We start from the raw sequence: 18891 nt of genomic DNA on the forward strand, positions 1-18891 counted from the left end.
AAGGGGAACGGGTAGTTATCAGTGGGCGGACGGCTGCTGGAGGAACAGGCCGGCGGCGCGGGTACGCTCGACGCAGCGTTCGAGCACCAGGCGGCGCTCGGCATTGTCCATGCGTCCCCAGCGGGTGATCTCGTTGGCCGTGCGCTGGCAGCCGGTACAGATGTCCTGCTCGTCCAGCGCGCAGATGCTCACGCAGGGCGACTTGACCGGACGCTCGAGCTCCATCACTCCTGGTCCTCGACCAGGTCGCGGGCATAGCGCTGGGCGTTGTGCACGTAATGGGCGGCGCTGCCTTCGAGCATCTTCTTCTGCTGTTCGGTCAGTTCGCGCACCACCTTGCCCGGGCTGCCCATGACCAGGCTGCCATCGGGAATTTCCTTGCCCTCGGGAATCAGGCTGTTGGCGCCGATGATGCAGTGCTTACCGATCCTGGCGCCGTTGAGGATCACCGAATTGATGCCGATCAGGCTGTAATCGCCGACCGTGCAGCCGTGCATCATCACGTTGTGGCCGACGGTGACGCCCTTGCCCAGGGTCAGCGGAAACCCCATGTCGGTGTGCATCACGGTGCCGTCCTGCACGTTGCTGTTCTCGCCGATATGGATCAGCTCGTTGTCGCCGCGCAGCACCGCGCCGAACCAGACACTGGCGCCCTGCTCCAGGCGCACCTTGCCGATCACCGCCGCGGTGGGGGCGATCCAGCTCTCGGGGTGCGCGTCGACGCGGGCATCGCCCAGGCGGTACTTCATGGTTGGCTCCTTACAAACGGATGATCTTGACCGAGGGCTTCGGCGGCTGCTCCAGGTCGATGCCGGCATCGAACACCAGGTTGACCAGCTCGACGATCATCACTGCCGTCAGGCCCCAGATCTTGTAGTTGTCGTAGTGGTAGCAGGGCACGTACCAGCTGCGCCCCTCGTAATCGATGCGATGGGTGACCTCGCGCGGGTCGTCGCAGAAAAAGCGCAGCGGCACGGCGAACACCGCGGCGATCTCGTCGTCATTGGCGCGGTACTCGACGAAGTCCGGCACCACCCCGACATAGGGCGTGACCTTGATGCCGAAGCGCGACACCAGCGGGCTGAGCGGGCCGATCATTTCCACCAGGCCCGGCGGCAGGCCGACTTCTTCCTCGGCCTCGCGCAGGGCGGTGTGGATCAGGTCGCGGTCTTCCGGGTCGCGCCGACCGCCGGGGAAAGCCACTTCACCACCGTGGGTGGACAGGCCGCTGGCACGCAGGGTCAGCACCAGTTCCGGCTCGTCACTGCGGGTGAGCGGCAACAAAACAGCCGCTTCGGGCAGGCGCTTGTCGGTCTCCAGAATACGTGGCGTATGACTACGCACGCGGTGGAGCAGCTCGTCGAGCATGAGTCATTCTCGGTCTTTTTTCTAACCGGCATGATGGCATGAAAGCCCGCGGGCGCCCAAGCCCCGCCCCCGCGGATGCTTGCCGCTGATGCCACTCTGGCGCCAAGATGGGTGAATCAGTGAGGAGGCGGCATGAAATTCTGCAGTCAATGTGGCAGCCCGGTGGAACAGCGCATTCCGCTCGGCGATAACCGCCTGCGCTACGTCTGCCCGCAGTGCCTGACCATTCATTACCAGAACCCGCGCATCGTCGCCGGCTGCCTGCCGGTATGGGGCGAGCAAGTGCTGCTGTGCCGCCGCGCCATCGAGCCGCGCCGCGGCTTCTGGACCCTGCCGGCCGGTTTCATGGAGAACGGCGAGACCCTGGAGCAGGCCGCCGCCCGCGAGACCCATGAAGAAGCCTGCGCGCGAGTACGCGAGCTGAACCTGTACACCCTGTTCGACCTGCCGCACATCAGCCAGCTGTACGTATTCTTCCGCGCCGAACTGGTCGATCTGGATTTCGCCGCCGGCGAGGAAAGCCTCGAGGTGCAGCTGTTCCACGAGCACGAGATCCCCTGGGACGAACTGGCCTTTCCGACCGTCGGTCGCACGCTGAAATGCTATTTCGCCGACCGCCGCGTGCAGATCTACCCGATCCGCAACGAAGGCATCGCCGCGCTGCGCCCGCGCGACTGAAGCCCTGCCTCTGGCGGGGTGCGCCGCCCGGAGTTTCTGGGCGACGATGCCCGAGTGGCCGGGAAAGAACGTGGGGCAGCCGCCGAATGCTCGGCGGGCAGCTATAGTCCTTTCTGCTTACCCACCCGCGGTACATCGCCTCACAGGAGGAGCCATGGATACCAGCAATCACAGCCTGAGCGCCCTGTTCGAGCAACTCGGCCTGCCCGCCGGCAAGGCCGATATCGAAGCCTTTATCCGCGACCATCAGCTGCTCGAAGGCCAGGGGCTGGCCCAGGCGCCGTTCTGGAGCGAATCCCAGGCGGCATTCATCGGCGAAGCCCTGGACGACGACTCGGACTGGGCAGAAAGGGTCGACGAACTGGCGCTACTGCTATCCAAATAAGACGCGCTTGACGATCTTCCGAGTCCGCGCCAGGCGGGGTGTCCCGCCCAGTGGCAAAACAGCCCCCGCAGGTTGGGTGCTGGCGATTCAAATGGCCGAGCAAGCGCTTTTTACCAGCGACACATGCGCAGCATTGTTTCCGCTCGCCGCCCGGGCCGTGCACGACACGTGCAGCGACGGCGACCGGGACGGCCGGAGGCCGGCCAAACAGCACGACCGACAATCCCCGGAAGATTGAACATCGGCGCCGGCATAGGCAGACTCTCGCCCCATAACAGCCTGTTCGCTCAGGCCACAGAAACGCTCTGGAACATTGCAATGCGCTGGTTGCTCGCCGCCCTCTGTCTTTCCCTCGCCTGTCTCGCCAACGCCACGACGGCCCCGACCCTACGCGGCAAGCCAATCGACAAGGTGCTGGTGGTCAAATCCGAGCGCAAGCTGCACCTGATGGCCCGCGGCGAAGTGCTCAAGTCCTACCGGGTATCGCTCGGCAAGCAGCCCAAGGGCGCCAAGCTGCGCGAAGGCGACAGCCGCACACCGGAAGGCTTCTATTGGATCGACTGGCGCAAGACCAGCGAGAAGTACAACCTGTCGATGCACATCTCCTACCCCAATGCCCGCGACGCCGCCAACGCGCGCAAGAAAGGCGTGCCGCCCGGCGGCATGATCATGATCCATGGTACCCCGCTGGACGCCGAATACCCCGAGTGGTACTTCCACACCCTCGACTGGACCGAGGGCTGCATCGCCATGAAGAACGCCGACATGCGCGAGATCTGGAGCCTGGTCAAGGACGGCACGCTGATCGAGATCCGCCCCTAGCCCACCCCCGCCTCACCCGCGGGCGCCTTGCGCTCGCCCGGCCGGCACTTGAAGCGCCCGCCGATCTCCACGATCATGCCCGCCCCACATGGATCAGGACCCGCACATGGAACAGCAACAGCAGCACTCCGGGCTCGGCATCGCCTCGTTCACCCTCAGCATCGCCTGCACCATTCTGCTGTTCCTGCTGTTTCTGATCGCCGGCGTGATGGAAGCCTCGACCCCGGGCGGGATCGACGAGGAGTCGGTCGAGGCCGTGATGCTCGGCCTGTTCATCATCTTCCTGCTGTTCCTCAATCTGCTGGCCATCGGCCTGGGCATCGGCGGCCTGTGCCAGAGCGAGCGCAAGAAGATCTTCGCCATCCTCGGCAGCATTTTCGCCGCACTGACCACCCTGCTCGCGGTGCTGCTGATGATCATCGGCAACGCCCTGTGAAGGAAGCGCGACGTCGGTAGATGTTTGCGCCCCTCTCTCTTGCGCGATAACTTGTTGCCTTCACCCCTGAGCGCGGGATAGCCCGATGAAACAGACCAACTCCTGTGCCGCCCTGCAGCTGGACAACCAGCTGTGCTTCGCCCTGCACTCGACTTCGCTGCTGATGACCAAGGCCTACAAACCGCTGCTGCAGAGCATCGGCCTGACCTACCCGCAGTACCTGGCCATGCTGGTGCTGTGGGAAGGTGACGGCATCACCGTCGGCGAAATCAGCGCCCGCCTGCTCACCGACCCCGGCTCGCTGACCCCGCTGCTCAAGCGCCTGGAAGGCGAAGGCCTGCTCACGCGCACCCGCAGCAGCGCCGACGAGCGAGTGGTCGAGCTGCGCCTGACCGACAAGGGCCGCGCACTGCAGCAGCAGGCCGAGGGCTTTCCCGCCTGCATCGTCGCCGCCAGCGGCCACAGCAGCGCCGAGCTGATGGCCCTCAAGGACGAACTGGTCACGCTGCGCAACAAACTGCAGCAGGCCATCTAAACCTGCGGCCAGAACAGCGGCCGCTGGCTGATTGCGCCAGCGCCACAGCCGGCAACCCGCGCGACTGCACGCCCTCGCCTGTCGCGCCACGCCCAGGTGCACGCTGCACTTATTCCTGAAAGGCATTTCCCTATAGTAATTCATTCAAACAAATATCTTGCGCACTAAATTTATTCGCACTACATTTCGCTTCGCCAGCTTAGTTAGCGCGCAATATTTTTGATAGCAAACTTAATCCGGAGATTCCGCCATGCAAAGCATCCAAGCCCTCTATACCGCCACCGCCACTGCTACCGGGGGCCGCGACGGCCGCGCCGTGTCCTCCGACGGTTTCCTCGACGTGAAGCTGACCACCCCGCGCGAGCTGGGCGGCCAGGGCGGCGAGGCGACCAACCCGGAGCAACTGTTCGCCGCCGGCTACTCGGCCTGCTTCATCGGCGCCCTGAAGTTCGTGGCCAGCCAGAAGAAGCAGGCCCTGCCGGCCGCCACCTCGATTACCGGCAAGGTCGGCATCGGCCAGATTCCCGGCGGCTTCGGCCTGGAAGTACAGCTCGACATCAGCCTGCCGGGCCTTGAACAGGCCGTGGCCGACGAACTGGTCGCCGCCGCCCACCAGGTCTGCCCGTACTCCAACGCCACCCGCGGCAATATCGAGGTACGCCTGAACGTCGCCGTCTAAGCCGCGCGGGCCCGCACAAAGCCAAAAACACGAAGCCCCGGCTTGCCAATGCAAGCCGGGGCTTCGTTTACCGTGTTTGGCGTCAGAACTGCAGGTCGGACAAACGCCAGACATCAAACGCCGGCGTTTCATAAGGGTGAGCCTTCTTCATGGCCTTGACCGTGTCATGCAGGAGCTCGTCGGCCACCACCAGCTCGACCTTCCACTCCGCCACCTGGTGCACCTGCCCGTGAAAGCCGAGGTACGGCTCGCTGCCCTCCAGCGGGCGATACTGGCCCTGGCCCAGGACCTGCCAGCAGCAACTGTCATACTTGCCAATGCGTCCTGCCCCAGCGGCGAACACCGCCGTCTTGACCACATCCAGGTGGCTTTCCGGCACATAGAAACACAGCTTGTACATCCGCTTCTCCAAAGTGCATCGACGAATACGGGAGCCTCGCGACTCGCCCTGCCACAGCAATAATGGCATTTTGCCTTATTTGCCACCCGTGGCACAGTTCGCAACTCTGCATAGGACTCTCGGAAAGCCTGATAGTCCATTTTCTGGTTAGAGCAGTTGGCCATAAGCCAGACCGGCTTAATCACCCCTGGTGAAGCGTTGCCAGCGTGCCTTGAGCCCTGCGGCCGGCGGGCTGTGGCTGCCATCGCAATAGGGCAGGCGCTGCGACCGGCCGCAGCGGCACAGCAGCAAATGTTGCTCACGCGTAGGCTGCAGGTGCAAGCCATCACTGCAGGCAGGGGAACAATCGGGCAGTGCAGGCGAGCGCCCGCAGCGGCATAGCAGCAAGGTCTCACCCGGCTTGACCAGGCGTACCTCGGGAAGAATGGAGGGGATGGAGTCGCTGTCGGGCATCGCCGCCGTCTCGCGCGAGTGCCGCAGGGCGGCGGTGAGCGCCGCCCTGCCCCGCGTTACGGGAAAGGGCGACGCCGCAGTCGGCAGGCGCCGATCAGTCGACCCAGACGCGGGCGTTGCGGAACATGCGCAGCCAGCCGGCGTCTTCCTGCCACTCGTCCGGGCGCCAGGATTGCTGCACGGCACGGAATACCCGCTCCGGGTGCGGCATCATGATGGTCACCCGGCCGTCGCGGCTGCACAGGCCGGTGATCCCGCGCGGCGAGCCGTTCGGGTTGGCCGGGTAGCTCTCGGTGACCTTGCCCTGGTTGTCGACGAAACGCAGCGCCACGGTGCCGGACAGATCGGCTTCGAGCAGGGCTTCCTCGCTCTCGAACTCGGCATGCCCTTCGCCGTGGGCGATGGCGATCGGCAGGCGCGAGCCAGCCATGCCGCGCAGGAAGATCGAGGCCGACTCCTGTACCTGGACCATCGCCACGCGCGCCTCGAACTGCTCCGAGCGGTTGCGCACGAAGTGCGGCCAGAACTCGGTACCCGGAATCAGCTCGTGCAGGTTGCTCATCATCTGGCAGCCGTTGCACACGCCGAGGGCGAAGCTGTCCTTGCGCTCGAAGAAGGCCTGGAAGCCGTCGCGGGCACGGGCGTTGAACAGGATCGACTTGGCCCAGCCCTCGCCGGCGCCCAGCACGTCACCGTAGGAGAAGCCACCGCAGGCCACCAGGCCCTTGAACTCTTCCAGGCTGACGCGACCGCTGAGGATATCGCTCATGTGCACGTCGATGGCGCTGAACCCGGCGCGGTCGAAGGCCGCGGCCATTTCCACCTGGCCGTTGACGCCCTGCTCGCGCAGCACCGCCACCCGCGGACGCACGCCTTTCTTGATGTACGGCGCGGCAATGTCCTGGTTGACGTCGAAGCTGAGCTTCACCGACAGGCCCGGGTTGTCCTCGTCGAGGATGCTGTCGAACTCCTGTTCGGCGCAGCTGGCATTGTCGCGCAGGCGCTGGATCTGGTAGCTGGTCTCGGCCCACTGGCGCTGCAGCAGGCGGCGCTGACCGCCGAATACCGGCTCGCCGTTGAAGCTGATGGCCACGTCGCTGCCGTTGATCGGCTGGCCGATCACGGCCACGCAGTCGCCCAGGCCGGCGGCGCTGAACTGCGCCAGCACTTCCGGAGTGGCGTCCTGGTGCACCTGGATCACCGCGCCCAGCTCTTCGCTAAACAGCACCGCCGCAATGTCGTCCTTGCCATCGGCCAGGGCGTCGAGGAACAGGTTCAGGCCACAGTGACCGGCGAAGGCCATTTCCAGCGCGGTGGTCAGCAGACCGCCGTCGGAACGGTCGTGGTAGGCCAGCAGGTGACCATCGGCATTCAGGCCCTGGATCACCGCGAAGAAGGCCTTGAGGTCTTCGGCATCGTCGACATCCGGCACGCTCTGGCCGAGCTTGCCGTAGGTCTGCGCGAGGATCGAGCCGCCCATGCGGTTCTGCCCGCGGCCCAGGTCGATCAGGATCAGGTCGGTCTCGCCCTTGTCCAGGCGCAGCTGCGGGGTCAGGCTCTGGCGGATATCGACGACCGGGGCGAAGCCGGTGATCACCAGCGACAGCGGCGAGGTCACGCTCTTGTCGACGCCTTCATCCTGCCAGCGGGTCTTCATCGACATCGAGTCCTTGCCCACCGGGATGGTGATGCCCAGTGCCGGGCACAGCTCCATGCCGACGGCCTGTACCGTGTCGTACAGACGGGCGTCCTCGCCCGGGTGGCCGGCGGCGGCCATCCAGTTGGCCGACAGCTTGATGTCGGACAGCTTGTCGATGCGCGAGGCGGCCAGGTTGGTGATGGTCTCGCCGACCGCCATGCGCCCGGAGGCCGGGGCGTCGAGCAGGGCCAGCGGGGTGCGCTCGCCCATGGCCATGGCTTCACCGGTGTAGACGTCGAAGCTGGTGGCGGTGACGGCACAGTCGGCCACCGGTACCTGCCACGGGCCGACCATCTGGTCGCGGGCCACCAGGCCGGTGATGCTGCGGTCGCCGATAGTGATCAGGAAGCTCTTGCTGGCCACGGCCGGGTGACGCAGCACGCGGCTGACCGCGTCGTCGATATCGACGCTGGCGGCGCTGAAGTCATCGCCCTGCTCCGCCTCGCGGGTCACGCTGCGGTGCATGCGCGGCGGTTTGCCGAGCAGCACTTCGAGCGGCATGTCCACCGGCTTGTTGCCGAAGTGGCTGTCGGACACGGTCAGGTGCGGCTCGGCGATGGCCTCGCCGACCACGGCGAACGGGCAGCGCTCGCGCTCGCAGATGGCCTTGAAGCGCTCGAAGTCGGCGGCGTCGACCGACATCACGTAGCGTTCCTGGGACTCGTTGCACCAGATTTCGTGCGGGGCCATGCCCGGCTCGTCGTTGGGCACGGCGCGCAGCTCGAAGCGACCGCCGCGGCCACCGTCGTTGATCAGCTCCGGCAGGGCGTTGGAGATGCCGCCGGCGCCGACGTCGTGGATGAACTTGATTGGGTTGGCATCGCCCAGCTGCCAGCAGCGGTCGATGACTTCCTGGCAGCGCCGTTCCATTTCCGGGTTGTCGCGCTGCACCGAGGCGAAATCCAGGTCGGCGGAGCTGGCGCCTGTGGCCATCGAGGAAGCGGCGCCGCCGCCCAGGCCGATGAGCATGGCCGGGCCGCCGAGCACGATCAGCTTGGCGCCGACCGAGATCTCGCCCTTCTGCACATGCTCTTCGCGGATGTTGCCCATGCCGCCGGCGAGCATGATCGGCTTGTGGTAGCCGCGCACTTCCTCGCCGCGCGGCGTATTCACCGCCTGCTCGAAAGTACGGAAGTAGCCGTTCAGCGCCGGGCGGCCGAACTCGTTGTTGAACGCGGCGCCGCCCAGCGGGCCTTCGATCATGATGTCCAGCGCGGTGACGATGCGCTCGGGCTTGCCGTAGGGCTTCTCCCAGGGCTGCTCGAAGCCGGGGATCTGCAGGTTGGATACGCTGAAACCGGTCAGGCCGGCCTTCGGCTTGGCGCCGCGACCGGTGGCGCCCTCGTCGCGGATCTCGCCGCCGGAGCCGGTGGAGGCGCCGGGGAAGGGGGCGATGGCGGTCGGGTGGTTGTGGGTTTCCACCTTCATCAGGATATGCACCGGCTCGACGCTGGCGCCGTATTCGCGGGTGTCCGGATTGGGGAAGAAGCGCCCGGCCTGATGGCCGACGATCACCGAGGCGTTGTCCTTGTAGGCGCTCAATACGCCTTCGCTGTGCATCTGGTAGGTGTTCTTGATCATGCCGAACAGGGACTTGTCCTGGCTCTGGCCGTCGATATCCCAGCTGGCGTTGAAGATCTTGTGCCGGCAGTGCTCGGAGTTGGCCTGGGCGAACATCATCAGTTCGATGTCGTGCGGATTGCGCCCCAGCTCGGTGAAGCTCTTCACCAGGTAGTCGATTTCGTCTTCGGCCAGGGCCAGGCCGAGCTGGACGTTGGCCTGTTCCAGGGCAGCGCGCCCGCCGCCGAGCACATCCACGGCGGTCAGCGGCTTGGGCTGGGCATGGCTGAACAGATCGGCGGCCTGCTCCATGTGGCTCAGCACCAGCTGGGTCATGCGGTCATGCAGCAGGGTGGCAGCGGCCTGGATATCGGCCTCGCTCAGCTCGCCGCTGACGTAATAGGCGATGCCGCGCTCCAGGCGCTGGATCTTCGCCAGGCCGCAGTTGCGAGCGATGTCGCTGGCCTTGCTCGACCAGGGCGAAATGGTGCCGAAACGCGGAATGGTGAGAAACAGGCGGCCGTTCGGCTCCTGCACCGGCACGCTCGGCCCGTACCGCAGCAGACGGGCCAGCACCTGCTCTTCGTCGGCAGTGAGCACCCCGGTGACATCGGCAAAATGCGCGAACTCGGCGTACAGACCAGTCACGGCGGGGACCTTGGCGGTCAATTGCGAAAGCAGTTTGCCGTGACGGAAGGCGGAAAGAGCGGGCGCGCCGCGCAGGATCAACATCGTGAACAGCCTCTGGGAAGGGGTGTGCTTTGAGGCCGTGCATTCTAGCCTAAAGCGCCGCCGGGCGGCACCCGTAAGGAGGCAGGCGGCCACGGACCTAGCAGAGCCCCCTACCACTGTCGAGATATGGCAGGCGCCGGCCTTTGCGTATACTGCGCCGATGTTTGCACAAACTGCGTTGCGCATCCGCACTGCCGCCTGGCTGCTGGCGACCGCAATCCCTCTGCTGCTCGCGGGCTGTGATGGTGATGGCGAGGTCACCAAGCAGCCCAGCGCCCTCGAGCGCGTCCAGAAGGAGGGCGTGCTGCGGGTGGTCACCCGCAACAGCCCGGCCACCTACTTCCAGGACCGCAGCGGCGAAACCGGCTTCGAATACGAATTGGTCAAGCGCTTCGCCGAGAACCTGGGCGTCGAGCTGCAGATCGAGACCGCCGACAACCTCGACGACCTGTTCAGCCGCCTGAATCAGCCGGACGGCCCGGAGCTGGCTGCCGCCGGCCTGGTCGACAGCGCCGGGCGCAAGAGCCAGGCGCAGTTTTCCCAGCCCTACCTGCAGGTCACCCCGCAGGTCATCTACCGCAACGGCCAGCCCCGCCCCTCGCGCCCCGACGACCTGATCGGCAAGCGCATCCTGGTGCTGCAGGGCAGCAGCCATGCCGAACAGCTGGCGCAGCTGAAAACCACCCTGCCCGCGCTCAAGTACGAAGAATCCGCCGCCGTCGAGGTGGTCGATCTGCTGCGCATGGTCGACGAAGGGCAGATCGACCTGACCCTGGTCGACTCCAACGAACTGGCGATGAACCAGGTGTACTTCCCCAACGTGCGCGTGGCCTTCGACCTGGGCGACGCCAGCAACCTGGGCTGGGCGGTGGCCGGCGGCACGGACGACAGCCTGCTGCAGGAGGTCAACCACTTCCTCGCCCTGGTCGAGGAAAACGGCAGCCTGCAGCGCCTCAAGCAGCGCTACTACGGGCATGTCGACGTACTCGGTTATGTCGGCGCCTACACCTTCGCCAAGCACCTGCAGCAGCGCCTGCCGCGCTACGAGCAGCACTTCAAGCAGGCCGCCGAGAAGCACAAGGTCGACTGGCGCCTGCTGGCCGCCATCGGCTACCAGGAGTCGCTGTGGCAGCCGGATGCCACCTCCAAGACCGGCGTGCGCGGCCTGATGATGCTGACCCAGGGCACCGCCCAGGCCATGGGCGTGGCCAATCGCCTGGACGCCCGGCAGAGCATCCTGGGTGGCGGCAAGTACCTGGCGCTGATCCACGGCAGCCTGGCCGAGGACCTGGAGGAACCGGATCGCACCTGGTTCGCCCTGGCCGCCTACAACATCGGCATCGCCCACCTGGGCGATGCGCGCAAGCTGGCCAAGGCCGAAGGCCTGAACCCGGACAAGTGGCTGGACGTGCAGAAGATGCTGCCACGCCTGGCGCAGAAGCAGTGGTACAGCAAGACCCGCTACGGCTACGCGCGCGGCGGCGAAACCGTGCATTTCGTGCGCAACATCCGCCGCTACTACGACATCCTCAACTGGGTGACCCAGCCGCAGCTGGAAGGCACCCAGGTCGCCGAAAGCGGCATCCACGTGCCGGGCGTCAACCGCACCCTGCCCAAGGAAGAGCCCACCCAGCTCTGAGGCCCGGCGTGGTCCGCATGCAATCCAGGCCGGGGATCAGGACGAACGCCGCGCCTTGAAGAAGGCACTCAGCACCGCCCCGCACTCCTGCGCCAGCAGCCCCCCCTCGACCAGCACCCGGTGATTGAGGAACTCCTGGGCGAAGAACTGTCCGCGACTGACCACCACCCCGGCCTTGGGCTCGGTGGCGCCGTAGACGATGCGGGCGATGCGCGAATGCACGATCAGCCCGGCGCACATGCTGCACGGCTCCAGGGTCACATACAGGGTGCTGCCCGGCAGGCGATAGTTGCGCAGGTCGAGGGCCGCGGCGCGGATCGCCACCATCTCGGCATGGGCACTGGGGTCATGGGTGGAAATCGGGCAGTTGAAGCCGCGCCCGATGATCTCGCCATCCTGCACCAGCACCGCGCCCACCGGCACTTCGCCCCTTACCGCCCCCTCGGCAGCCAAAGTCAGCGCCTCGCGCATAAAGCGCTCGTCCTGACTGCGGTCGATGATCTTGATCGGGCGCATCAGACCACCTCGATGGCGGCCATCAGGCCGGTTTCCATATGGTCGATGACATGGCAGTGGAACATCCACACTCCCGGATTATCGGCGACCAAGGCGATGCGCGCCGTTTCGTTCTTGCCCAGCAGGTAGGTGTCGGTGAAATACGGAACGATGTCGCGGCGATCGGAATCGAGCACCTTGAAGCTCATGCCATGCAGATGGATCGGGTGCTGGTACTGGGCCATGTTGCGCAGCACGAAGATGTAGTGGCCGTCCTTTTTCAGGGTGGCGATGGGCCGCTCGGCGCAGCCCTTGTCCGTGATGTCCCAGGCCTGGCCGTTGATCTGCCAGTAACGCGCCGGGCCCGCCTGATTCGGGCTGGCCAGCATGGCCGCCCACTCGAAGTTGAAGCGCAGGGTCTCGGCCCGGGCCAAGTCCGGCTCGGCGACCGGGTTGGCCGGCAGCGCCGGCGGCCAGTCACCGGCCGCCTGAGCACTGGCCACGCTTTTCAGGGTCGCCAGTCGCAACGGGCCGTTGCGCAGGGGCAGCTCGGTGCCGGCGGCCGGCACCCTGAGCGCCAGATCCAGGCGCATGCCCGGGCCCAGCCAGTAGTCCTTGCCCAGCGGGCGCGGCGCCACCGGGTTGCCATCCAGGGCATAGATGCGTGCCTCGGCGCCCGGCAGGTTGAGGCGATAGGTGATGGTGCTGTCGACATTGATCAGGCGCAGGCGCACCACCTGACCGGCCGGCAGCTCCAGGGTCGGCAGCGCCACGCCGTTGATGCTCGACAGGCGCCCGCGGGTGCCTTCGCGCGCCGCTTCGCGCGGCACGCTGAAAGCGCTGAAGGCGCCCTGCTCGTCGATATGCCAGGTCTTCAGGCACAGCGTGCGCTCGTGGGCGAAGCCGCTCGGCTCGCGCTCCTCGACGATCAGCGGGCCGACCAGGCCGCGGCCGAGCTGCTCACTGCTGGCCGTGTGCGGGTGGTACCAGTAGCTGCCGGCATCCGGGGTGATGAAGTCGTAGTCGAAATACTCGCCCGGCAGCACCGGCAGCTGCGAGACATAGGGCACGCCGTCCATCTCCAGCGGCAGGCGGATGCCGTGCCAGTGGATGGTGGTGGGTTCATCCAGCTTGTTGATGAAGCGCACGCGCAGGCGCTCGCCCTGGCGGCAGCGCAGCTCCAGGCCCGGTGCCTGGCCAGCGTAACCCCAGGCTGGGGTGACGTGCCCCGGTACCAGCTCCAGGTCGAGCGGCGCGGCGATCAGCTCATAGTCATGGCTCGCGGCATTCTGAGGGCGACCCAACCAGTAGCGCACGCCACCGGCGCCGAGGCCGGCAATGCCGAGGCCAGCCAGGCCGGCGAGTATCTGTCTGCGGGTAAAAGCCATTGTCATGTCCATCGGCCAAGCATTTGCGACATCTTCTCATTCCCCGAGCGGCGCGACGAGCCGCAGATTGCCGCAGGCAGAAACGCCAAGGGCAGCTCGCGCTGCCCTTGTCGGTCACATCATTCCCACTCGATGGTGGCCGGCGGCTTGCTCGACACGTCGTAGGTGACGCGGGAGATGCCTTCGATCTCGTTGATGATGCGGTTGGAGACCTTCTCCAGCAGCTCGTAGGGCAGGTGCGCCCAGCGTGCGGTCATGAAGTCGATGGTTTCCACGGCGCGCAGGGCGACGACCCAGGCGTAGCGACGGCCGTCACCGACCACGCCGACCGACTTCACCGGCTGGAACACCACGAAGGCCTGGCTGGTCTTGTGGTACCAGTCGAAGTTGCGCAGCTCCTCGAGGAAGATGTGGTCGGCGCGCCGCAGCAGGTCGGCGTATTCCTTCTTCACCTCGCCGAGGATGCGCACACCCAGACCCGGGCCCGGGAACGGGTGGCGGTAGACCATGTCGTAGGGCAAGCCCAGCTCCAGGCCGATCTTGCGCACTTCGTCCTTGAACAGTTCGCGCAGCGGCTCGACCAGCTTGAACTGCATGTCTTCCGGCAGGCCACCGACGTTGTGGTGGCTCTTGATCACGTGGGCCTTGCCAGTCTTGGCGCCGGCCGACTCGATCACGTCCGGGTAGATGGTGCCCTGGGCGAGGAACTTCACGTCCTGCAGCTTGGTGGCTTCCTGATCGAACACTTCGATGAAGCTGGCACCGATGATCTTGCGCTTCTGCTCCGGGTCGCTGACGCCGGTCAGGCGGCCGAGGAACAGCTCTTCGGCGTTGGCGCGGATGACCTTGACCCCCATGTTCTCGGCGAACATGGTCATCACCTGGTCGCCTTCGTGCAGACGCAGCAGGCCGTTGTCGACAAACACGCAAGTCAGCTGGTCGCCGATGGCCTTGTGCAGCAGCGCCGCAACCACCGAGGAATCGACGCCGCCGGACAGGCCCAGCAGCACCTTGGCCGAGCCGACCTGGGCACGCACGGTGGCGATGGCGTCTTCGACGATGTTGGCCGGGGTCCACAGCGCTGCGCAACCGCAGATGTCGAGGATGAAGCGCGAGAGGATGCGCCCGCCCTGCTTGGTGTGGGTCACTTCCGGGTGGAACTGCACGCCGTAGTAGCCGCGCGCGTCGTCGGCCATGGCGGCGATCGGGCAGCTCGGGGTGCTGGCGAGGATGTGGAAACCGGCCGGGATCTCGGTGACCTTGTCGCCGTGGCTCATCCACACGTCGAGACCGAACACGCCGTCGTCGTCCATGTGGTCTTCGATGCCGTCGAGCAGGCGGCTCTTGCCGACCACGTCGACGCGGGCGTAGCCGAACTCGCGCAGGTCGGAACCCTGAACCTTGCCGCCGAGCTGCTCGGACATGGTCTGCATGCCGTAGCAGATGCCGAAGATCGGCACATTCAGGTCGAACACCGCCTGCGGCGCGCGCGGGCTGCCCGCCTCGTGCACCGACTCCGGGCCACCGGCGAGGATCACGCCACGCGGGGCGAAGGCGCGGATCGCCTCGTTATCCATGTCGAACGGGTGGATTTCGCAGTACACGCCGATCTCGCGCACGCGGCGGGCGATCAGCTGGGTGTACTGGGAGCCGAAGTCCAGAATCAGGATGCGGTGGGCGTGAATGTCAGGGTGAGCCATGGCCGTCTCTCGTAGCGGAATTCACAAATGACAAGGGGCTGATCAGTCAGCCCCGTGTCGATTCAATGCAGTGGACTTAACCCACGCGGTAGTTCGGGGCTTCTTTGGTGATCTGCACGTCGTGCACATGCGACTCGGCCATGCCGGCGCCGGTGATGCGCACGAACTCCGGCTTGGTGCGCATCTCTTCGATGGTGGCGCAGCCGGTGTAGCCCATGGAGGCACGCAGGCCGCCCATCAGCTGGTGGACGATGGCGCTCATCGCGCCCTTGTACGGCACGCGGCCTTCGATACCTTCCGGCACCAGCTTCTCGGCACCGGCCGAGGAGTCCTGGAAGTAGCGGTCGCTTGAGCCTTGCGCCTGGGCCATGGCACCCAGCGAGCCCATGCCGCGGTAGGCCTTGTAGGAACGGCCCTGGAACAGCTCGACTTCGCCCGGGGCCTCTTCGGTGCCGGCCAGCATGGAGCCGATCATCACGGCGGAGGCGCCGGCAACGATGGCCTTGGACAGGTCGCCGGAGAAACGGATGCCACCGTCGGCGATCAGCGGTACGCCGGTGCCGGCCAGGGCAGCGGCGACGTTGGCCACGGCACTGATCTGCGGCACGCCGACGCCGGCGACGATACGGGTGGTGCAGATCGAGCCTGGGCCGATGCCGACCTTGACGCCGTCTGCGCCGGCTTCGGCCAGGGCCTTGGCGGCGTCACCGGTGGCGATGTTGCCGCCGATCACCTGGACTTCCGGGAAGTTCTGCTTGACCCAGCGCACGCGGTCGATCACGCCCTTGGAGTGGCCGTGGGCGGTGTCGACGATGATCACGTCGACGCCGGCGGCGGCCAGGGCGGCCACGCGGTCGGCGGTATCGGCACCGGTGCCGACCGCCGCGCCGACGCGCAGGCGACCCTGGTCGTCCTTGCTGGCCAGCGGGTAGGCCTTGGCCTTCTCGATGTCCTTGACGGTCATCATGCCCTTGAGGGTGAAGGCGTCGTCGACGATCAGGACCTTCTCGATGCGGTGCTTGTGCAGCAGATCGCGCACGACTTCCTTGGTAGCGCCTTCCTTGACCGTGACCAGGCGCTCTTTCGGCGTCATCACGTCACGCACCAAGGCGTCCATGCGGTTCTCGAAGCGCACGTCACGGGAGGTGACGATGCCGACCAGGTCGCCGTTGGAGAGCACCGGCACGCCGGAGATGTTGTTCTGTCGGGTCAGCTCGAACAGGTCACGCACGGTGGCGTCGGCCTCGATGGTGATCGGGTCCTTGACCACGCCGGCCTCGAACTTCTTGACCTTGCGCACCTCGGCAGCCTGCTGCTCGATGGTCATGTTCTTGTGGATGATGCCGATGCCGCCTTCCTGAGCCATGGCGATGGCCAGGCGCGCTTCGGTGACGGTGTCCATGGCTGCCGACAGCAGCGGGATATTCAGCTCGATGCCACGGGTCAGGCGGGTCTTGAGACTCACGTCCTTGGGCAGAACTTCGGAATAACCTGGAATAAGAAGAACGTCGTCGAAGGTCAGGGCTTCTTGACTGATACGCAGCATGGCGGGGGCTCCCGGGAGGGAAAATTGGAAGCGCGCCATTATACCCAGCAGGCCCCACTCACTCAATGCAAAGAATGACTTAGAACCTGCTTACGATCTCCTGACTCGCGGCCATACCGCGTTAAAAACGGCCTCGGAAGCCGTTTACGACTAACGCGCTTCAGCGCGACCCGAAGGGCGAGTGCAACGAGTCATGCTCATTTACAGCTCGTAAACTGCGCTTCCTCGGCGTTTTGACCAGCCGAAGGCTGTTACTACGTAGCGCCTTGTCTGGCTCTAATTCAGAAGATCGTAAACAGGTTCTTCGCCGCGCACGCTCATCGCCCGACGCTCAAAGCACAACCCGCACCAGCGCCACCGGATAACCCAGGCGCTCGGCGAACTCGTCAAGAAAACTCTGTTTGAAGGTCGCCGGAGCCCATTTGTTGAAGATGAAGCCCAGGTTGGAAAAGGCGCAGGGCTGCAGGAACAGGAAGCCATTGATGTCGTCCTCGTGGCCGCATTGCGGGCAACGGAAGTTGTCGGTCTGCCCGGGCATCCACTCCTCCAGGCAGTCGAACAGCGCCGGGCCTATTTCCTGGCGACACTCGGGGCAGCCGGCCTCCTCGGCGAAATCCTCGGTCGGGGTGTAGATGCAGCGTTTGCTCACCACTTCCAGGCCATTGACCGGCTGGCCGAAAGGCAACAGCTGCGGCTGCTCGACCACCCGCCGTGCGCCAGGGGCGATGGCGTAGGCCATGCGGTTGAAACTGCGCCCGCAGGTGCTCGGCCGCTCCTCGACGACATCCAGCTGCGCCAGCCAGCGCAGGATCACCCGTGCCCGCCCCTCATGCCCGGGAAAGCTGGAAATACGCGGCACGATGATGGCCTGGTTGTCACTCATGGCAGGCTCCGCCTCTCACTCAAAGGCGCGCAGCTTAGCGACTGCTGCGCGCCGGTCAACGCCGTCGACCTATGGCCGGCCCGGCAAAGCCTTTATCATGCCGGCCATGATCAACGACCCGTTCCAACGCCTCGGCCTCGACCGCGATGTGCTCAGCGTCAGCCAGCTCAACAACCGCGCGCGGCTGTTGCTGGAAGACGTGTTCGCGCAAGTCTGGGTCGAAGGCGAAATCTCCAACCTGGCCAAGCCGGCTTCCGGGCACCTCTATTTCACCCTTAAAGATAGCCAGGCCCAGGTCCGTTGCGCGCTGTTCCGGCAGAACGCCGCGCGGGTGCGCCAGGCCCTGCGCGACGGCCTGGCGGTCAGGGTGCGCGGCAAGGTCTCGCTGTTCGAGGGCCGCGGAGACTACCAGCTGATCCTCGACTCGGTGGAGCCGGCCGGCGACGGCGCCCTGCGCCTGGCCTTCGAGGCGCTGAAGGAGAAGCTCTCCGGCGAAGGCCTGTTCAGCACCGAGAACAAAATCGCCCTGCCCGCCCACCCGCAGCGCATCGGCATCGTCAGCTCGCCGACCGGCGCGGTGATCCGCGACATCATCAGCGTGTTCCGCCGCCGCGCACCACAGGTGGCGCTGACCCTGATCCCCACCGCCGTGCAGGGCCGCGAAGCCACCGCGCAGATCGTCCGCGCCCTGCAGTTGGCCGACGCCCAGGGCTTCGACGCGCTGATCCTGGCCCGTGGCGGCGGCTCGCTGGAAGACCTCTGGTGCTTCAACGAGGAAGCCGTGGCCCGCGCCGTGGCCGCCTGCAAAACGCCGATCGTCAGCGCGGTCGGCCACGAGACCGACGTGTCGATCAGCGACTTCGTCGCCGACGTGCGCGCACCGACACCCTCCGCCGCCGCCGAACTGCTGGCCCCGGACAGCAGCGACCTGCGCCACCGCCTGGACAACCTCAAGCGCCGCCTGCTGCTACGCATGCAGGGCCGCCTGGCCCACGAACAGCTGCGCCTGGACGGCCTGGCCCGACGCCTGCGCCACCCCGGCGAACGCCTGCGCCAGCAGGCCCAGCGCCTGGACGACCTGGACATGCGCCTGCGCCGCGCCTTTGCCCAGGAGCTGCACAACCGCCGCGAACGCCTGGCGCGTCTGGATACCCGCCTGGCCGCCCAGCATCCGGGGCGCAGCCTGGCCCTGCTGCGCCAGCGTCTGGACAGCCTGGCCGAACGCCTGCCACGCGCCGCCCTCGGCCAACTGCGCGAGCGTCGGCAGAAGCTCGAAGGCCTGATGCAGAACCTGCATATCGTCAGTCCGCTGGCGACCCTCGGCCGTGGCTACAGCATCCTCCTCGACGAACGCGGCCAGGCCATCCGTAACGCGGCGCAGACCCAGCCCGGCCAGCGCCTCAAGGCCAGGCTCGGCGAGGGCGAGCTGGTGGTGCGGGTGGAAGACAACCACCTGACACCGGTGACCCTGTCGCTGCTCGATTAACCCCACG

Annotated in this window: 19 protein-coding genes; 8 read left to right on the forward strand and 11 right to left on the reverse strand. The window is 66.1% G+C overall.

All coding sequences use genetic code 11. From position 1 onward, the window contains the following. Positions 1–18 precede the first annotated feature (18 nt). From GV001_RS17605 to GV001_RS17615, 3 genes are read right to left on the reverse strand one after another with little or no spacing between them, the layout of a single operon-like run. Positions 19–225, reverse strand: coding sequence for a DUF1289 domain-containing protein (locus tag GV001_RS17605; RefSeq protein ID WP_178091833.1), 207 nt, complete (start codon positions 223–225; stop codon positions 19–21). Continuing rightward, positions 225–749, reverse strand: a complete 525-nt coding sequence (locus GV001_RS17610; protein ID WP_160082207.1) for a gamma carbonic anhydrase family protein — start codon at positions 747–749, stop codon at positions 225–227. The genes GV001_RS17605 and GV001_RS17610 overlap by 1 nt, the downstream gene beginning before the upstream one ends. Before the next feature lie 10 nt (positions 750–759). Further along, positions 760–1368 carry a CoA pyrophosphatase gene (locus tag GV001_RS17615; RefSeq protein WP_160082209.1) on the reverse strand — a complete coding sequence of 203 codons (609 nt, stop codon included), beginning with the start codon at positions 1366–1368 and terminating at the stop codon, positions 760–762. A 132-nt stretch (positions 1369–1500) separates the two neighbouring features. Between GV001_RS17615 and GV001_RS17620 the strand changes: the two genes are divergently transcribed. From GV001_RS17620 to GV001_RS17645, 6 genes are all read left to right on the forward strand, one after another. Next, the gene (locus GV001_RS17620; RefSeq protein WP_160082211.1) at positions 1501–2046 is read left to right on the forward strand and encodes an NUDIX hydrolase; all 546 of its coding nucleotides are present in this window, start codon (positions 1501–1503) and stop codon (positions 2044–2046) included. A 154-nt stretch (positions 2047–2200) separates the two neighbouring features. After that, on the forward strand, positions 2201–2431 hold the full coding sequence (locus GV001_RS17625) for a DUF2789 domain-containing protein (protein ID WP_160082213.1): 231 nt from the start codon (positions 2201–2203) through the stop codon (positions 2429–2431). A gap of 318 nt (positions 2432–2749) precedes the next feature. Beyond that, on the forward strand, positions 2750–3253 hold the full coding sequence (locus tag GV001_RS17630; protein ID WP_160082215.1) for a murein L,D-transpeptidase family protein: 504 nt from the start codon (positions 2750–2752) through the stop codon (positions 3251–3253). A gap of 106 nt (positions 3254–3359) precedes the next feature. Next, positions 3360–3689: a hypothetical protein gene (locus GV001_RS17635; protein WP_160082217.1), complete on the forward strand. Its 330-nt coding sequence runs from the start codon at positions 3360–3362 to the stop codon at positions 3687–3689. An 85-nt stretch (positions 3690–3774) separates the two neighbouring features. Further along, the gene (locus tag GV001_RS17640; RefSeq protein WP_160082219.1) at positions 3775–4224 is read left to right on the forward strand and encodes a MarR family winged helix-turn-helix transcriptional regulator; all 450 of its coding nucleotides are present in this window, start codon (positions 3775–3777) and stop codon (positions 4222–4224) included. A 250-nt stretch (positions 4225–4474) separates the two neighbouring features. Next, positions 4475–4903 carry an organic hydroperoxide resistance protein gene (locus GV001_RS17645; protein WP_160082221.1) on the forward strand — a complete coding sequence of 143 codons (429 nt, stop codon included), beginning with the start codon at positions 4475–4477 and terminating at the stop codon, positions 4901–4903. A gap of 82 nt (positions 4904–4985) precedes the next feature. On the opposite strand, the gene GV001_RS17650 is transcribed toward GV001_RS17645, so the two are convergent. The 3 genes from GV001_RS17650 to purL all read right to left on the reverse strand — a co-directional run bounded on the left by GV001_RS17650 (position 4986) and on the right by purL (position 9747). Beyond that, a complete protein-coding gene (locus tag GV001_RS17650) occupies positions 4986–5303 on the reverse strand; it encodes a YqfO family protein (RefSeq protein ID WP_160082223.1) in 318 nt (105 codons plus the stop codon). A 177-nt stretch (positions 5304–5480) separates the two neighbouring features. After that, positions 5481–5756, reverse strand: coding sequence for a CDGSH iron-sulfur domain-containing protein (locus GV001_RS17655; protein WP_160082225.1), 276 nt, complete (start codon positions 5754–5756; stop codon positions 5481–5483). Positions 5757–5850: 94 nt separating this feature from the next. Beyond that, a complete protein-coding gene (purL, locus tag GV001_RS17660; RefSeq protein WP_160082227.1) occupies positions 5851–9747 on the reverse strand; it encodes a phosphoribosylformylglycinamidine synthase in 3897 nt (1298 codons plus the stop codon). Positions 9748–9907: 160 nt separating this feature from the next. On the opposite strand from purL, the gene mltF reads away from it, so the two are divergent. Beyond that, a complete protein-coding gene (gene mltF / locus GV001_RS17665) occupies positions 9908–11386 on the forward strand; it encodes a membrane-bound lytic murein transglycosylase MltF (RefSeq protein WP_160082229.1) in 1479 nt (492 codons plus the stop codon). Between the two features lie 36 nt (positions 11387–11422). Here mltF and tadA read toward each other — a convergent pair whose 3' ends face one another. The 5 genes from tadA to GV001_RS17690 all read right to left on the reverse strand — a co-directional run bounded on the left by tadA (position 11423) and on the right by GV001_RS17690 (position 17398). Next, positions 11423–11902 carry a tRNA adenosine(34) deaminase TadA gene (gene tadA, locus GV001_RS17670; protein ID WP_160082231.1) on the reverse strand — a complete coding sequence of 160 codons (480 nt, stop codon included), beginning with the start codon at positions 11900–11902 and terminating at the stop codon, positions 11423–11425. Then, positions 11902–13269, reverse strand: coding sequence for a multicopper oxidase family protein (locus GV001_RS17675; protein WP_160082233.1), 1368 nt, complete (start codon positions 13267–13269; stop codon positions 11902–11904). The genes tadA and GV001_RS17675 overlap by 1 nt, the downstream gene beginning before the upstream one ends. A gap of 119 nt (positions 13270–13388) precedes the next feature. Then, positions 13389–14969: a glutamine-hydrolyzing GMP synthase gene (gene guaA, locus GV001_RS17680; RefSeq protein ID WP_160082235.1), complete on the reverse strand. Its 1581-nt coding sequence runs from the start codon at positions 14967–14969 to the stop codon at positions 13389–13391. A 76-nt stretch (positions 14970–15045) separates the two neighbouring features. Next, positions 15046–16515 (reverse strand): IMP dehydrogenase, encoded by a 1470-nt coding sequence (guaB, locus tag GV001_RS17685; RefSeq protein WP_160082237.1) that lies wholly within the window; start codon positions 16513–16515, stop codon positions 15046–15048. A 331-nt stretch (positions 16516–16846) separates the two neighbouring features. Further along, positions 16847–17398, reverse strand: a complete 552-nt coding sequence (locus GV001_RS17690; RefSeq protein ID WP_160082239.1) for a sugar ABC transporter ATPase — start codon at positions 17396–17398, stop codon at positions 16847–16849. 106 nt (positions 17399–17504) lie between these two features. On the opposite strand from GV001_RS17690, the gene xseA reads away from it, so the two are divergent. After that, positions 17505–18884 carry an exodeoxyribonuclease VII large subunit gene (gene xseA / locus GV001_RS17695; RefSeq protein WP_160083446.1) on the forward strand — a complete coding sequence of 460 codons (1380 nt, stop codon included), beginning with the start codon at positions 17505–17507 and terminating at the stop codon, positions 18882–18884. Positions 18885–18891 lie beyond the last annotated feature (7 nt).

Source organism: Pseudomonas sp. 8AS (genome assembly GCF_902506505.1).
Lineage (GTDB): Bacteria > Pseudomonadota > Gammaproteobacteria > Pseudomonadales > Pseudomonadaceae > Aquipseudomonas.

Excerpts from the sequence above, each read along its gene's own strand:
- GV001_RS17650 (WP_160082223.1), bottom strand. The coding sequence starts at position 5,303 with ATGTACAAGCTGTGTTTCTATGTGCCGGAAAGCCACCTGGATGTGGTC.
- GV001_RS17635 (WP_160082217.1), top strand. The coding sequence starts at position 3,360 with ATGGAACAGCAACAGCAGCACTCCGGGCTCGGCATCGCCTCGTTCACC.
- guaA (WP_160082235.1), bottom strand. The coding sequence starts at position 14,969 with ATGGCTCACCCTGACATTCACGCCCACCGCATCCTGATTCTGGACTTC.
- GV001_RS17690 (WP_160082239.1), bottom strand. The coding sequence starts at position 17,398 with ATGAGTGACAACCAGGCCATCATCGTGCCGCGTATTTCCAGCTTTCCC.
- GV001_RS17675 (WP_160082233.1), bottom strand. The coding sequence starts at position 13,269 with ATGGCTTTTACCCGCAGACAGATACTCGCCGGCCTGGCTGGCCTCGGC.
- guaB (WP_160082237.1), bottom strand. The coding sequence starts at position 16,515 with ATGCTGCGTATCAGTCAAGAAGCCCTGACCTTCGACGACGTTCTTCTT.
- GV001_RS17615 (WP_160082209.1), bottom strand. The coding sequence starts at position 1,368 with ATGCTCGACGAGCTGCTCCACCGCGTGCGTAGTCATACGCCACGTATT.
- purL (WP_160082227.1), bottom strand. The coding sequence starts at position 9,747 with ATGTTGATCCTGCGCGGCGCGCCCGCTCTTTCCGCCTTCCGTCACGGC.
- GV001_RS17640 (WP_160082219.1), top strand. The coding sequence starts at position 3,775 with ATGAAACAGACCAACTCCTGTGCCGCCCTGCAGCTGGACAACCAGCTG.
- mltF (WP_160082229.1), top strand. The coding sequence starts at position 9,908 with ATGTTTGCACAAACTGCGTTGCGCATCCGCACTGCCGCCTGGCTGCTG.
- GV001_RS17655 (WP_160082225.1), bottom strand. The coding sequence starts at position 5,756 with ATGCCCGACAGCGACTCCATCCCCTCCATTCTTCCCGAGGTACGCCTG.
- xseA (WP_160083446.1), top strand. The coding sequence starts at position 17,505 with ATGATCAACGACCCGTTCCAACGCCTCGGCCTCGACCGCGATGTGCTC.
- tadA (WP_160082231.1), bottom strand. The coding sequence starts at position 11,902 with ATGCGCCCGATCAAGATCATCGACCGCAGTCAGGACGAGCGCTTTATG.
- GV001_RS17630 (WP_160082215.1), top strand. The coding sequence starts at position 2,750 with ATGCGCTGGTTGCTCGCCGCCCTCTGTCTTTCCCTCGCCTGTCTCGCC.
- GV001_RS17620 (WP_160082211.1), top strand. The coding sequence starts at position 1,501 with ATGAAATTCTGCAGTCAATGTGGCAGCCCGGTGGAACAGCGCATTCCG.
- GV001_RS17605 (WP_178091833.1), bottom strand. The coding sequence starts at position 225 with ATGGAGCTCGAGCGTCCGGTCAAGTCGCCCTGCGTGAGCATCTGCGCG.
- GV001_RS17610 (WP_160082207.1), bottom strand. The coding sequence starts at position 749 with ATGAAGTACCGCCTGGGCGATGCCCGCGTCGACGCGCACCCCGAGAGC.
- GV001_RS17645 (WP_160082221.1), top strand. The coding sequence starts at position 4,475 with ATGCAAAGCATCCAAGCCCTCTATACCGCCACCGCCACTGCTACCGGG.
- GV001_RS17625 (WP_160082213.1), top strand. The coding sequence starts at position 2,201 with ATGGATACCAGCAATCACAGCCTGAGCGCCCTGTTCGAGCAACTCGGC.